The 12,790-nt window shown below is 74.5% G+C and carries 12 protein-coding genes and 1 pseudogene; 9 read left to right on the top strand and 4 right to left on the bottom strand.

What is annotated here, in order from left to right; translation table 11 throughout:
• The first annotated feature begins 30 nt into the window (after window positions 1-30).
• A pseudogene (locus tag ACQEVB_RS28305) lies at window positions 31-988 on the top strand (GlxA family transcriptional regulator).
• A 4-nt stretch (window positions 989-992) separates the two neighbouring features.
• Here ACQEVB_RS28305 and ACQEVB_RS28300 read toward each other — a convergent pair.
• Complete coding sequence (locus tag ACQEVB_RS28300) at window positions 993-1,790, bottom strand: peptidylprolyl isomerase (protein WP_432977536.1); 798 nt, start codon at window positions 1,788-1,790, stop codon at window positions 993-995.
• An 82-nt stretch (window positions 1,791-1,872) separates the two neighbouring features.
• On the opposite strand from ACQEVB_RS28300, the gene ACQEVB_RS28295 reads away from it, so the two are divergent.
• Together ACQEVB_RS28295 and hisS are read left to right on the top strand one after the other, a co-directional pair.
• Complete coding sequence (locus ACQEVB_RS28295; RefSeq protein ID WP_432977533.1) at window positions 1,873-2,553, top strand: MBL fold metallo-hydrolase; 681 nt, start codon at window positions 1,873-1,875, stop codon at window positions 2,551-2,553.
• Window positions 2,550-3,869, top strand: coding sequence for a histidine--tRNA ligase (hisS, locus tag ACQEVB_RS28290; protein ID WP_432977530.1), 1,320 nt, complete (start codon window positions 2,550-2,552; stop codon window positions 3,867-3,869). Before ACQEVB_RS28295 ends, hisS begins: the two co-directional genes overlap by 4 nt.
• Here hisS and ACQEVB_RS28285 read toward each other — a convergent pair.
• The gene (locus ACQEVB_RS28285) at window positions 3,853-5,109 is read right to left on the bottom strand and encodes an MFS transporter (protein WP_432977527.1); all 1,257 of its coding nucleotides are present in this window, start codon (window positions 5,107-5,109) and stop codon (window positions 3,853-3,855) included. The genes hisS and ACQEVB_RS28285 overlap by 17 nt on opposite strands.
• A 56-nt stretch (window positions 5,110-5,165) precedes the next feature.
• Between ACQEVB_RS28285 and ACQEVB_RS28280 the strand changes: the two genes are divergently transcribed.
• Window positions 5,166-5,684, top strand: a complete 519-nt coding sequence (locus tag ACQEVB_RS28280; RefSeq protein WP_432977524.1) for a class I SAM-dependent methyltransferase — start codon at window positions 5,166-5,168, stop codon at window positions 5,682-5,684.
• On the opposite strand, the gene ACQEVB_RS28275 is transcribed toward ACQEVB_RS28280, so the two are convergent.
• Window positions 5,673-6,785 carry a YibE/F family protein gene (locus ACQEVB_RS28275; protein WP_432977521.1) on the bottom strand — a complete coding sequence of 371 codons (1,113 nt, stop codon included), beginning with the start codon at window positions 6,783-6,785 and terminating at the stop codon, window positions 5,673-5,675. The two genes, ACQEVB_RS28280 and ACQEVB_RS28275, sit on opposite strands and share 12 nt — an antisense overlap.
• Before the next feature lie 33 nt (window positions 6,786-6,818).
• Between ACQEVB_RS28275 and ACQEVB_RS28270 the strand changes: the two genes are divergently transcribed.
• From ACQEVB_RS28270 to ACQEVB_RS28250, 5 genes are all read left to right on the top strand, one after another.
• A complete protein-coding gene (locus ACQEVB_RS28270) occupies window positions 6,819-7,319 on the top strand; it encodes a hypothetical protein (protein WP_432977518.1) in 501 nt (166 codons plus the stop codon).
• Window positions 7,320-7,394: 75 nt separating this feature from the next.
• Window positions 7,395-9,455, top strand: a complete 2,061-nt coding sequence (locus ACQEVB_RS28265) for an intein-containing Rv2578c family radical SAM protein (RefSeq protein ID WP_432977515.1) — start codon at window positions 7,395-7,397, stop codon at window positions 9,453-9,455.
• A gap of 36 nt (window positions 9,456-9,491) precedes the next feature.
• On the top strand, window positions 9,492-10,430 hold the full coding sequence (locus ACQEVB_RS28260; RefSeq protein ID WP_432977512.1) for a DUF389 domain-containing protein: 939 nt from the start codon (window positions 9,492-9,494) through the stop codon (window positions 10,428-10,430).
• Between the two features lie 11 nt (window positions 10,431-10,441).
• Window positions 10,442-11,632 (top strand): hypothetical protein, encoded by a 1,191-nt coding sequence (locus ACQEVB_RS28255; RefSeq protein WP_432977509.1) that lies wholly within the window; start codon window positions 10,442-10,444, stop codon window positions 11,630-11,632.
• Window positions 11,633-11,718: 86 nt separating this feature from the next.
• Entirely contained in the window at window positions 11,719-12,537 is an 819-nt protein-coding gene (locus tag ACQEVB_RS28250) for an SGNH/GDSL hydrolase family protein (protein ID WP_432977506.1), read from the top strand.
• On the opposite strand, the gene ACQEVB_RS28245 is transcribed toward ACQEVB_RS28250, so the two are convergent.
• Window positions 12,520-12,741: a hypothetical protein gene (locus tag ACQEVB_RS28245; protein WP_432977503.1), complete on the bottom strand. Its 222-nt coding sequence runs from the start codon at window positions 12,739-12,741 to the stop codon at window positions 12,520-12,522. The two genes, ACQEVB_RS28250 and ACQEVB_RS28245, sit on opposite strands and share 18 nt — an antisense overlap.
• Window positions 12,742-12,790: the final 49 nt, after the last annotated feature.

Genomic DNA, 12,790 nt, shown 5'->3' with positions numbered 1-12,790 from the left:
CGTAACGACAACATGCGTACAGTTCGGGACATGACCGTCGTCGCGCTGGCCGTCACCGACGGCACGCCGCTGTTCGAGCTCGCTCCGCCCTGCGCGATCTTCGGCAGCGCGCGCCCCCGAGCAGGCATCGACGTGGTACGACCTCGTCCTCTGCGCCACGCCGGGCGCGCGGGTCGGCGGCTGGTTCACGGTCGACACCACCCAGGGCCTGGACGCGCTCGTGCAGGCCGACACCGTCATCGTCCCGGCGTGCCACGACAGCGCCCTCAACCCGCCGCCCGACCTCGTCGACGCGGTGCGCGCTGCGCACGAGCGCGGCGCCCGCGTCGCGTCGATCTGCACCGGCGCGTTCGTGCTCGCCGCGGCCGGCCTCCTGGACGGGCGCCGCGCCACCACGCACTGGATGCACGCGGCCACGCTCGCGCGGCGCCACCCGCGCGTCGACGTCGATCCCGGCGTGCTCTACGTCGACGAAGGCACGGTGCTGACGTCAGCGGGCAAGGCCGCCGGCATCGACCTGTGCCTGCACATGGTGCGCTCCGACCACGGCGCAGCGGCCGCCAACGCGCTGGCTCGACGACTCGTCGTCGCCCCGCACCGGGCGGGCGGCCAGGCCCAGTTCGTGCAGCACCCCGTCCCGGCCGACGATGCGGACGGCCTGGCGGACGTGCTGGCGTGGGCGAAGGGCCACCTCGACCAGTCGATCACCGTCGCCGACCTGGCTCGTCGGCTGCACCTGAGCCCGCGCCAGGTCAGCCGGCGCTTCCTCGCAGCCACCGGCGTCAGCCCGCTGCAGTGGCTGCTGACGCAGCGGCTCGACCGGGCCAGGGAGCTGCTGGAGAACACCGACGACGGCGTCGACCGGATCGCCGCCGACGTCGGGATGGGCTCGGCGGCGACCCTGCGCCGGCACTTCCGCCGGACCGTCGGCGTGGCGCCGGACGCCTGCCGCCGCACCTTCCGCGGCCGCCGGCTCGAGGCGGTGTGAGCGGTCAGGCGACCGTGACCTTCTCGATCGTGACCGGGGTCTTCGGCTTGCCGTCGCCCTGGCCGTTACTGCCGTCCTCACCGGCGGCCGCGATCTTGTCGAGGGTGGCGAGGCCGTCGGCGTCGACCGTGCCGAACACGGTGTAGGTCGGCGGCAGCGGTGAGTCGCCGTAGACCAGGAAGAACTGGCTGCCGCCGGAGTTCGGTGCGGACGTCTTCGCCATCGCCACCGTGCCCCGCGGGTAGGTGGCCGTCTGCGCGTTCGGGCCCGGCGGCAGGTGGGTCGGCGGCTCGTCGTTCATCGTGTAGCCGGGGCCGCCGCTACCGGTGCCGGACGGGTCGCCGCACTGCAGGACCTTGATCCCCGCAGTGGTGAGCCGATGGCAGGGGGTGCCGTCGAAGTAGCTGGCCTTCGCCAGGCTGACGAAGCTCTCGACCGCGCACGGACCGGTGGCGCGGTCCAGCGTGAGGCCGATGGGGCCGGCCGAGGTCTGCATCGCCACGGCCTGGGTGCCGGTGGTGGCGGTGGGCCCGTTCGGCGGCACCGGGGCGGGCTTGGCCGCGGCCTCCGTGCCGGTCACGAACGTGCAGTTGCCCAGCGCGTTCGCGTCCGGCGCCGCCGGCGGCGGGACCGGGGCCGGCAGCAGCGCGAACACCACGGCGACGACGGCGGCGACGGCGACGACCCCCACGACGGTGATCACGACGTTGCGCTTGCGCTTCTTCGCCTGCTCGATCCTGCGCTGCTGCTGCCGTTCGAGCTTGCGCTTCGCGGCCTCACGTCGCATCTGGTTGGTCGCCACGGCACCGGACGATATCGGCCGGACCTGAGAGCCCCCTCCACCGGGCCGGAACTGCGTGGACCCGCCCGCCTAGCATTGGCAGGTGCTCGTCGCCGGATTCCCCGCAGGCTCGTTCCGCACGAACTGCTACGTCGTCGCGCCCGCCGCCGGCGGGCCGTGCGTGGTGATCGATCCCGGCCAGCACGCGGTCGAGCCGCTGGAGGAGACGCTGACCAAGCACCGGCTGACCCCCGTCGCCGTCCTGCTCACCCACGGTCATCTCGACCACACGTTCAGCGTCGCCCCCGTGTGCGACGGTCACGACGTCCCGGCCTGGATCCACCCGGGCGACCGCGAGCTGCTCGCCGACCCGGCCAAGGGCATGTCCGCGCAGGCCGGCACGGTCTTCGGCGGCCGGCTCGAGTACCGCGAGCCGGCCGAGGTGCGCGAGCTCGTCGACGGTGCCGACCTGGAGCTGGCCGGCCTGACGATGCGCGTCGAGCACGCGCCGGGGCACACCCCGGGCTCGGTCGTCTTCGGCAGCGCGACGGAGGACGGTGTCGAGATCCTGTTCGCGGGCGACACCCTGTTCGCCGGGTCGATCGGGCGCACCGACCTGCCCGGCGGCGACATGGCGCAGATGCGCGCGTCCTTGCGCACCGTGTTCCTCCCGCGCGGCGACGACACCGTCGTGCTCCCCGGCCACGGCGCCGCCACGACGGTCGGGCGCGAGCGCGCCGCCAACCCCTACCTGCAGGACCTGCACGAACGGAGCACCCCGTGACCGACGGTGACACCACGAGCGCCTCCGGCGCAGCCCCTTCGGGGAACGCCTCCGGCGCAAGACGGTTCGCGGCCCCGAAGGGCGTCCTGGAGTACGTACCGCCGGACTCGGCCGCCTTCGAGCACGTCTCCCGCACCCTCGTCGCGGCCGCCGACCGCGCCGGCTACGGGCTCGTCGAGCTGCCCGTCTTCGAGGACACCCAGCTCTTCGCGCGCGGTGTGGGCGAGTCGACCGACGTCGTCACGAAGGAGATGTACACCTTCGCCGACCGCGGCGACCGTTCTGTCACCCTCCGGCCCGAGGGCACGGCCGGGGTCGTGCGTGCCGTCATCGAGCACGGGCTGGACAAGGCGGGGCTGCCCGTCAAGGTGCGCTACGCCGGCCCGCTGTTCCGCTACGAGCGGCCGCAGGCGGGCCGCTACCGGCAGTTCTACACGGTCGGCGCCGAGGCGATCGGCGTCGACGACCCGGCGCTGGACGCCGAGGTCATCGCCATGGCCGACGAGGGTTTCCGGGCGCTGGGCCTGCGCGACTACACCCTGGAGCTGACCTCGCTCGGCGACGCCGAGTGCCGGCCGGCGTACCGCGAGCTGCTGCAGGACTACCTCGGCAAGCTGCCGCTGGACGACGCCACGAAGGCACGGGTGGAGATCAACCCGCTGCGGGTCCTCGACGACAAGCGGCCCGACGTGCGCGCGCTCGTCGCCGACGCCCCGCTGCTGCTCGACCACCTGTCGGCGGCGTCGCAGGAGCACCACGTCGCTGTCAAACAGCACCTCGACGACCTCGGCATCGCCTACAAGGAGAACCCGCGCCTGGTCCGCGGGCTGGACTACTACACGAAGACGACGTTCGAGTTCGTGCACCCCGGCCTGGGGGCGCAGTCCGCGATCGGCGGCGGCGGGCACTACGACGGCCTCATGTCCCTGCTCGGCGGCGACGACCTGGCCGGCATCGGCTACGGCATCGGCGTTGACCGGGTGCTGCTGGCCTGCCGTGCCGAGGGCGTCGCACCCTGGTCCACCGCCCGCGTCGAGGTGTTCGGCGTGCCGCTGGGCGAGGCGGCCCGCCGCCGGCTCGTGCTGGTGGCCGCGGAGCTGCGCCGGGCCGGCGTGCGCGTCGACCTCGCCTACGGCGGCCGCAGCATGAAGGCGGGGATGAAGTCGGCCGACCGCTCCGGCGCCCGCTTCGCGCTGGTGCTGGGCGACCGCGACCTGGAGGGCGGCACCGTCGGGCTCAAGGACCTCGGCTCGGGCGCTCAGGACACCGTCGCCCTGGACACGGTGGTCGCGGAGCTGGTCACCCGCCTGAGCTGACGGTCACGTCGTCCTCGGCGTGCGCGACGTGGCGCAACTGGCGCCAGATCGCCACGACGAACACCGCGGACCCGAAGAAGGCGTACCACAGCACGGCGACGACGCCGAAGCCCTGGGCGATGAAACCGCCGACGGTCGAGCCGATGACCAGCCCGCCGTACACGCCGATCATGTTCACGCTGCCCACCCGGCCGCGCAGCGCGTCCGGCACGGCGAGCTGGCGGATCGTCGCGGCCGTGGTGGCCCACACCGACTCGTGCGCCCCGAACACGAGGAAGATCGCGTAGGCGACCGCGGGCACCGTGGTGACGGCCATCGCGGCGTGCGTGCACGTCTCCAGGACCAACCCGATGCGCATGAGGTTGCCCAGCGACACCCGGCGCGAGATCCACCCGTAGACGGCGCTGCCGACGAGTCCACCGATGCCGGTCATCGTCGTGAGCAGGCCATACCCGACGGGGCCCACCGCCAGCCGTTCGGTGGCGTACACGACGAGCAGCGAGAACGTGGCGCCGAAGGTCAGGTTGAAGATGAACACCGTCAGCACCAGGGTGCGGACCGCGGCATGCCGCCACACCCAGCGCACGCCCTCCGCGATCTCGCGGCGCACCCCGGTCCGCGCCGCCGGCGCCTCCGCCGGGGACAGCGCGATCCGCGAGATCAGCACCGTCGCAGCACCGAGCAGCACGACCTGGGCGAGGAACGGCCACGCCGCACCGGCGAGGAACAGCGCGGCTCCCACCGGCGGGCCGGCGAGCTGGTTCAGCGTGACGAAACCGGTCATCACCCGGGCGTTGGCGATCCCCAGGTCGGCGCGGGGCACGACGGCCGGCAGCAGCGTCGCGAACGCGTTGTCGGCGAACACCTCGGCCGTACCCAGCAGGAACAGGAGCACGAGGGCCACGGCGACGGTCAGCATCCCGGTGACCGCCCCGAGCACCAGCGCGGCGAGCACCGCGCAGCGCACCACGTTGACGACGATCACCAGCCGGACCCGATCGAACCGGTCGGTGACCACGCCGGCAGCCAGGCCGAGCACCAGCGGCGGCAGCCACTGCATGGTGGCACCCAGGGCGATGAGCTGCGGCGAGTCGGTGAGCGACGCGATGAGCAGCGGGCCGGCGGCCAGCACGATGCCGTCGCCGAGGTTCGCGACCAGGGTGGAGCCGAGGAGGTGGCGGAAGCTCTGCCCCATCCGGTGTGGCGCGACGGCATCGACGAGCCGAACCCCTACCCCCATCGGGCCGACGCTACTGCGGGCCGGTGGCGCGACGCATCCGACTAAGGTCGACCGGCGTGCGAGACGATGCGCAGCGCTGGGACGCCCGGCACGCCGGCGCGGACGACGTCGGACCGCTCCCGCCCGACCTGCTGCGCGGTCGGGAGGACCTGCTGCCAGCGGGCGGTCGGGCGCTGGACGTGGCCTGCGGGCGGGGCGCGGTGTCGCGGTGGCTGGCCGCACGCGGGTTCGCCGTCGACGCCGTCGACGTCTCGCCGGTGGGGCTGTCCGCGGTCGGTCCCGGCGTCCGCACCGTGCTGCACGACCTGGACGACGGCCTGCCGCCGTCCTGCACCGGCCCCTACGACGTCGTCGTGTGCCAGCGGTTCCGCGACCCGCGCCTGTACCCGCAGCTGGCAGCCTCGCTCGCACCGGGCGGGCTGCTGGTGATCACGGTGCTCTCCGAGGTCGACGAGGGACCTGGCCCGTTCCGCGCCCCGGCGGGGGAGCTGCGGGCCGCCTTCGCCGGCCTCGACGTGCTCGTCGACGTCGAGCAGGACGGCGAGGCCGGGCTGGTCGCCCGCTCAGCCGGCTGACTCGCGGCTCGCCACGAGCGCCGCGATCCCCGTCGTGATCGGGACCGAGGCGACCAGCCCGATGCTGCCCACCAGCGTGCGGACGATCTCGGTGGCCACGTCCTGCTGGGTCGCGATCGTGCCCAGCGGCTGGCCGGAGAGCGTGAACAGCAGCATGAGCGGCAGCGACGCACCGGCGTAGGCCAGCACCAGCGTGTTCACCGCGGACGAGACGTGGTCGCGACCGATCCGCATCGCGGCGGTGAACAGGCCACGGGCACCCAGCGCGGGGTTGGCCGCGTGCAGCTCCCACACCGCGCTCGTCTGCGTGACGGTGACGTCGTCGAGCACGCCCAGCGCGCCGATCACCACCCCGGCGAGCAGCAGCCCGCGCGCGTCGACGCCGGTGCCGAGCGACGCGATGAGGTTCTTCGTCTGGTCGTCGAGGCCCGTGAGGCGGGCGGTCGCGGAGAACAGCGCGGAGAGCCCGCCGATGAGCGCAAGCGAGAACAGGGTGCCCAGCACGGCCGTCGAGGTCCGGGCGGAGAGGCCGTGCGTCAGGTACAGGACCATGAACATGATCAACCCCGAGCCGACGATCGCCACGGCCATGGGGTCGTGCCCGTCGAGGATCGCGGGCAGCACGAACTGCAGCAGCACCACGAAGCTCAGCGCGAGCGCGACGAGCGCGGCGAGCCCCCGCCACCGGCCCAGCACCAGGACGGCGACGGCGAAGAGGGCTGCCAGCCACCACAGCGGTGCCGATCGCTGGAAGTCGGCGACCCGGAACGCGCCCGGGTCCGTCGGGTCCGCGCCCGACCAGCCCAGCACCACCTGGTCGCCGACGGCGAACCGCGGCGTGCCCGGCTCGATCGGCACGACCTGCGTGATGTCCTGGCCGGGCCGGGGTCCGTCGGCCATGCGGATGATCAGGCCGGCGCAGGCGGCGTCCCCGCTGCCCGGCGCACAGTCGGCCGCGATCGCGGACACGACCGTGCCGAGGACCGGCTGTTCGGCGCCGGCCGGTGGGGGCGGCGTCGCGCCCCGCGGCCACAGCAGCACCAGCCCGACGAGCGTGGCCAGCACGCAGGGCACGAGGAACGCGGCGATGGCGACCTGCACCCGCCGCCCGACCGGAGCCGCCGGACCGTGGCCATGGCCGTGTCCGTGGCCGGCCGGGCGGTCGTGGGCGCCGACGCGCCTCCGTGCGCGGCGCGGCGGGCCGTCGACGTCCTGGTCGACCGGCCATTCGCCGGACGCGTGGGTCGCTCGGCGGCGGGGCTCGTCGCCCGTGGCCGGGCGGTCGGGATCGGCCGATCGGTGCCGGCGCCGAGGGCGGTCGTCGTCCGGGCGCGGGTGCCGGTGGGAGCCGCTGTGGCCCGCTGGGTCGTCGGCCGCGCGGGTCCGGCGTGGCCGGTCGTCGCGGCTGCGCGGCGGTTCGGTGTCGCGGCGGCGCGGGCGACCCTCGGCGTCGACCGGACGCGCACGCCGGCGCGGCTCCTCGGCGTAGGGGTCGTCGGGCCGGGGCCGTCGGCGCGGGGGACGCTGCTCGTGCCGGTGGGACCCGGAGTCGCCCGCGGCCCCGTCGGGCCCGGGTGCCCTGTCAGGATCGGGCCCGCGCACGCTGCCATCCTGTCAAGCGCGGTTGCAGCATGAAGCACCGGTCGTCCGTCCGGGTGGCTGCCGCGGACGGGCTTGCCAACACATCGAACGCGTGTTCGAATACGCGCCATGCGATGGAGTGGGCAGCAGGTCCTGGACGACGGCGTCGGTGCCGAGCCCGCCCTCCCGGGCCTCCGCGGCCTCCTGCGCACGGTACGGCCACCGGAGTTCGCCGGCATCACCTTCCACGAGGTGGAGGCGCGGTCGGCGCTGAACCGGGTGCCGGGCGCGTCCCGGATGCCGTTCACGTGGACCGTCAACCCGTACCGTGGCTGCTCGCACGCGTGCGTCTACTGCCTGGCCGGGCCCACCCGCATCCTGCTGGCCGACGGCAGCGTGCGACCCATCGCGGAGTTGCGGGTGGGCGACGCGGTGCTGGGCACGGAACCCGATCCGGAACGACCGGGCGCCCGCCGGTACGTGCCGACGCGCGTGCTTGCGCACTGGAGCACCCGCAAGCCCGCGCACACCGTGCGGCTCGCCGGCGGCACCACGCTGGTCACCAGCGCGGAGCACCGGTTCCTCAGCGACCACGGCTGGCGGCACGTCGCGCCGGGCTGGTGTCGCGCAGGGCGGCGGCCGCACCTGCGGGCGGGCACCCGGCTGCTGGGCATCGGGCGGTTCCGCCGGGACGCGGCCGACGCCGGCTCGGCCCCGGGCGGCACCGCCCACACCGGCGCCTACCGGCGGGGCTACCTCTGCGGGCTGGTCCGGTCCGACGGGCCGGCCGCCTTCCCGTCGGACCGGCTCCCGCTGGAGGTGCTCGGCCGCGCGCACCACTACCTGGCTGCGCTGGCCACGGCGCCGGCCCGTCCGGTGGTCGCCGCCGGCGTGGAGCCGGGCCGCATGGCGCTGGTCGCGCCCGCCCGTCCGGCGCGCCGGGCGACCCCCGCGGAGGTGGCCGCCTGGCCGGCGGATCCCGACGAGGCGTGGTGCGCGGGCTTCCTCGCCGGCTGCGTCGACGCGCGCGGCGTGGTGTCCGCCGGTGAGCTGCGGATCGAGCACCACGACGAGGAGATGATCGGCCGGATCGCGGGTGCCGTGCACCGGCTCGGGTTCGGGTTCGTCGTCGAGCTCGTCCCCGACGTCCGGGCCGGGGTGCGGGCCGTGCGGCTCGCCGGCGGGGCGCCGGCGCTGATGCGGCTGCTGCAGACGGTCGACCCGGCCGTCGGGGCACGCCACGGGCTCGGCGGCGCACCGGTCACGGCGGGCGACCCGGAGCTGGAGGTGGTGGACGTCCGGGCCACCGGCCGCACGATCGCGATGTACGACATCACCACCGGCACGGGCGACTTCGTCGCCGAGGGCGTGATCAGCCACAACTGCTTCGCGCGCAACACCCACACCTACCTCGACCTCGATGCCGGCACCGACTTCGACACCCAGATCGTGGTGAAGACCAACGTCGCGCGGGTGCTGGAGCGCGAGCTGCGGGCGCCGCGCTGGCAGCGCGAGCAGGTCGCGATGGGCACCAACACCGACCCGTACCAGCGGGCGGAGGGCCGCTACCGGCTGATGCCCGGCATCGTGCGAGCGCTGGCCCGCTCCGGCACACCGCTGTCGATCCTGACGAAGGGCACTGTCCTGCAGCGCGACCTCCCGGAGCTCGTGGCCGCGGCCGCCGACGTCCCGGTGGGCCTCGGCGTGTCGATCGCGCTGCTGGACCGCGAGCTGCAGGCGCGGCTCGAACCCGGCACTCCCTCACCGACGGCCCGGCTCGACATGGTCCGGCGCATCACGGACGCCGGCCTGGAGTGCGGGGTGATGGTCGCGCCGGTGCTGCCGCTGCTCACCGACTCCGCCGAGCAACTCGACGCCGTGTTCGAACGGATCGCGGCGGCCGGCGCCACGGGCGCCACCGTGCTGGCTCTGCACCTGCGCCGGGGCACCCGGGAGTGGTTCCTGCAGTGGCTGGAGCGGGAACGCCCCGACCTGGTCGAGCCGTACGCGCAGCTGTACCGGCGGGGCGCGTACGTCGACAAGGCCTACCGCGACCAGTTGGCGGCACGGGTGGCGCCGCTGCTGCGCCGCCACGGGCTGGACCGCCGGCGCAACCGGACGCGCGACATCACGCCGCCGGAGCGGATCGCCCCCACCGTCGTGACGGGGGAGCAGCTGACCCTGCTCTGATCATCTCGGCCGGCGCTGGCGATAGCGTGCCCTGCTGTGATGCATCTGCGGGTACTGAGCCCACCCGACCGCACGGACGCCGTGCTCGACGCCGTGCTCGGCCAGATCGGGGCCACGCACGTCGTGGCGCTGCGCGGGGCCGCCGTGCAGCCGGCCGGTGACGTGGTGGAGGCCGACGTCACCCGGGAGGCCGTCGACGACGTGCTCGGCCGGCTGCGGGAGCTCGACGTCGACCGGGACGGTGGCATCACGCTCGAGGTGATCGACACCAGCCTCTCCGACGCCGCGGACCGCGCGGTGGAGGCGGCACCGGGCGACCCGGCCGACGCGATCATCTGGGACGACCTCGTGGCGCGGACGGGCGAGGAGTCGCGGCTGTCGATCAGCTACCAGTCGTTCCTGACGATCGCCTGCGTGCTGGCTGCGATCGGCGCGATCACCGACTCGCCGGTCACGGTGGTCGGGGCCATGGTGCTCGGGCCGGAGTTCGGGCCGCTGGCGGCCATCGCCGTGGGGCTGGTGCTGCGACGCGGCGACCTGATCCGCCGGGGGGCAGCGGCGCTGTACGTCGGTTTCCCGGTCGCGATGTCCGTCACCGCGGCAGCGACGTTGGCGTTCACGGTCACCGGGCTGCTGGACTCGCGCACGCTGGAGTCGCTGCAGCAGGTCGAGTTCATCTACGAGGTGGGCCCGTTCTCGTTCATCGTCGCGCTGCTCGCGGGCGCGGCGGGGATGCTGGCGATGACGTCGGCGAAGTCGGCGTCGCTGGTCGGGGTGTTCATCTCGGTCACCACGGTGCCGGCCGCGGCGTTCGCTGCGGCGGCGCTGGTGGAGGGCAACTTCACCCAGGCCGCCGGGTCGGCGCTGCAGCTCGTCGTGAACCTCGTGGGGATCGTGCTGGCCGCCGCGCTCGTGCTCGTGGGCACGCGCAGATTCCGCGGGAGTCGGCCCATGCGCCGACTCCGATCGGGGTAGGGTCGGCCACGATGGCTCGCGACCTCGCCGGTTTCCCGCGGCCCGTGCTGGCGGCACTGGCGGCGGGTGAACGTCTCCTCACCCGGCGTGCTGGCGCGAAGGTGGTGCTCGCCGATCCGGAGGACCTCGGCGGCAGCGACCGCTCGGTCGTGGCCAGGGCCCGGGTGGCGCGCAACCCCTTCTCGTTGCCCCGCACGCTCGTCGTCAAGCACTACCTCGGCGACGCCGATCCCGACCGCCCGGACCCGTTCCACTACGAGGTGGCCAGCTGCCAGCTGTTCACCGCGCTGCCGGCGGACGCGCGGCCGAGCCCGGTGCTGATCGCCCACGACCAGCAGGCCCGCCTGCTGGTGCTGGAGGACCTCGGACGCAGCTCGACGCTCGCCGACAAGCTGTTCGGCCCCGACCCGGAGTCGGCGAAGCGCTGCCTGCTGTCCTGGGCCCGCGCGCTGGGCAAGATGCAGGCCGCCACGGCAGGGCGGGAGAACGACTTCGGGGCGCTGCTGCGCCGGCTGGGTGCGCGGGCCTGGCGTGACCCGATGGCAGAGGACGCCCGGGTGGCGCTGGCCGAGCTGCCGTCGATGCTCGGCCAGGACCTGGGCGTGTCGGTCCCGGCGGCCGCGGTGAACGAGGCCCACGCCACCGTGCGGCTGCTCGGCGGCACCCGGTTCCGGGCGTTCAGCCCGGCCGACACCTGCCCCGACAACAACCTCGTGACCAGCCGGGGCGTCCGGTTCGTCGACTTCGAGTGGGGCTGCTTCCGCGACGTCGCGCTCGACGCGGCGTACTTCCGCGTGCCGTTCCCCGGGTGCGAGGCCTCGTTCGCGCTCCCGGCCGGGCTGCCCGAGGCCATGCTGGAGGCCTGGCGCAACGAGATCGCGCCCGTGTGGCCCGACCTCGACGACCACGAGCGCCTGGAGACCCGGCTGCTCGACGCCCAGCTGCTGTGGGTGTGGCTGTGCACCTGGTGGCTGCTGCCCCGGATCCGGGTGCGGGACGTGCCGGTCGGCAGCGACGCCACCCGGTCGCCGCGGATCAGCACGGCGCTGGCCCACTACTGGCGGCAGGTGGCGCGGTCGTCCGCGGAGGCGCGGCCCGCGTCGGCCGAGCTGGGGGAGGCTGTGGCGGACGCCCTCACCAAGCGGTTCCCCGACACCCCGGGCGCGCTGCCCGTCTTCCCGGCCTTCCGTTCGGTGGCCTGACCGGCTCACCGAGCGTTCCCCGATCGGCCCACGACACGTCACGCAGCGCACACCGTCGCGGAGTACTCGTCCGTGATGGTGAGGCCGTGACGCTGACCGCATCGACCGCTGTCCCGCACTCGACGGCCGACACCCGCCGCCCGCGGGTCGGCACGCTGGCGACGCTGGGTGACTCGACGACGGTGGGGCTCGGCGACCCGGCCGCCGCCGGTGGCTGGCGCGGGTTCCCGAAGCTGCTGCAGGCGGCGCTGGGCGCGCCGACGCTGGTGAACCCGGCGCGCACCGGTGCCCGGATGCGGGCGGTCCTGCAGGAGCAGGTTCCGCTCGCGGTCGCCGCGCGGCCGGAGGTCGCGGTCGTGTTCGTCGGCATGAACGACACGCTGCGCTCGGACTTCGACCCCGCCGCGATGGCGGCGGACGGGTTGGCCGTGATCGCTGCGCTGCGCGGCGTCGACGCCCGGGTGCTACTGGTCCGCTACCACGACCACACCCGGGTCTTCCACCTCCCGGCGCCGCTGCGGCGGGCGCTGCTGCGCCGCATCGGGCAGCTCAACGCCGTCATGGACGAGCTGGCGACGGCGGACGGGGTGGCACTGCTCGACCTGGACGCGCTCCCGGGCGCCTACGAGCGCACCGCGTGGGCCGTCGATCGGCTGCACCCGTCCGAGCTGGGGCACCGGATGCTCGCCGCCGGGTTCGCTGCGCTGATCGCGGACGCCGGGTTCGCGGTGCCGCACCCGGTCGGGCTGGAGTGCGCTGGCGGGCGGGAGATCACCGCGGCGCACCGCATCGCGTGGTTGGTCGTGAAGGGCATCCCGTGGCTGGTGCGGCGGGGACGCGATCTCGGGCCCGTCATCGTGCAGGGCCTGGTGGACGATCTCGGGCGGTCACGCAGCCCGGCGTAGGGCGGTGGGTGCCACCGGGGCCGTCGGTCCGGCGACCGCCAGCAGGGCCTCGATGCGCCACAGCTGGGCACGGGTGCAGGTGGGGCAGATCCAGGTGATGCTGCCGTCCAGCTCGTGCTGACTGCTCCAGGCCAAACCGGCCACGTCGGCCGGCGTACGGTCCAGCGCGCAGAGCGGGCAACTGCCGGTGTCAGTCGTATCCATGCCTCTGGAGGATGGAGAGCCCGCGTTGCCGCGCTGTGAACGGCCTGCG

It is taken from the genome of Pseudonocardia sp. CA-107938, from assembly GCF_050936315.1.
In the GTDB taxonomy this organism is placed as follows: Bacteria; Actinomycetota; Actinomycetes; order Mycobacteriales; family Pseudonocardiaceae; genus Pseudonocardia.
This window is presented reverse-complemented; position numbering and strand designations above follow the sequence as displayed.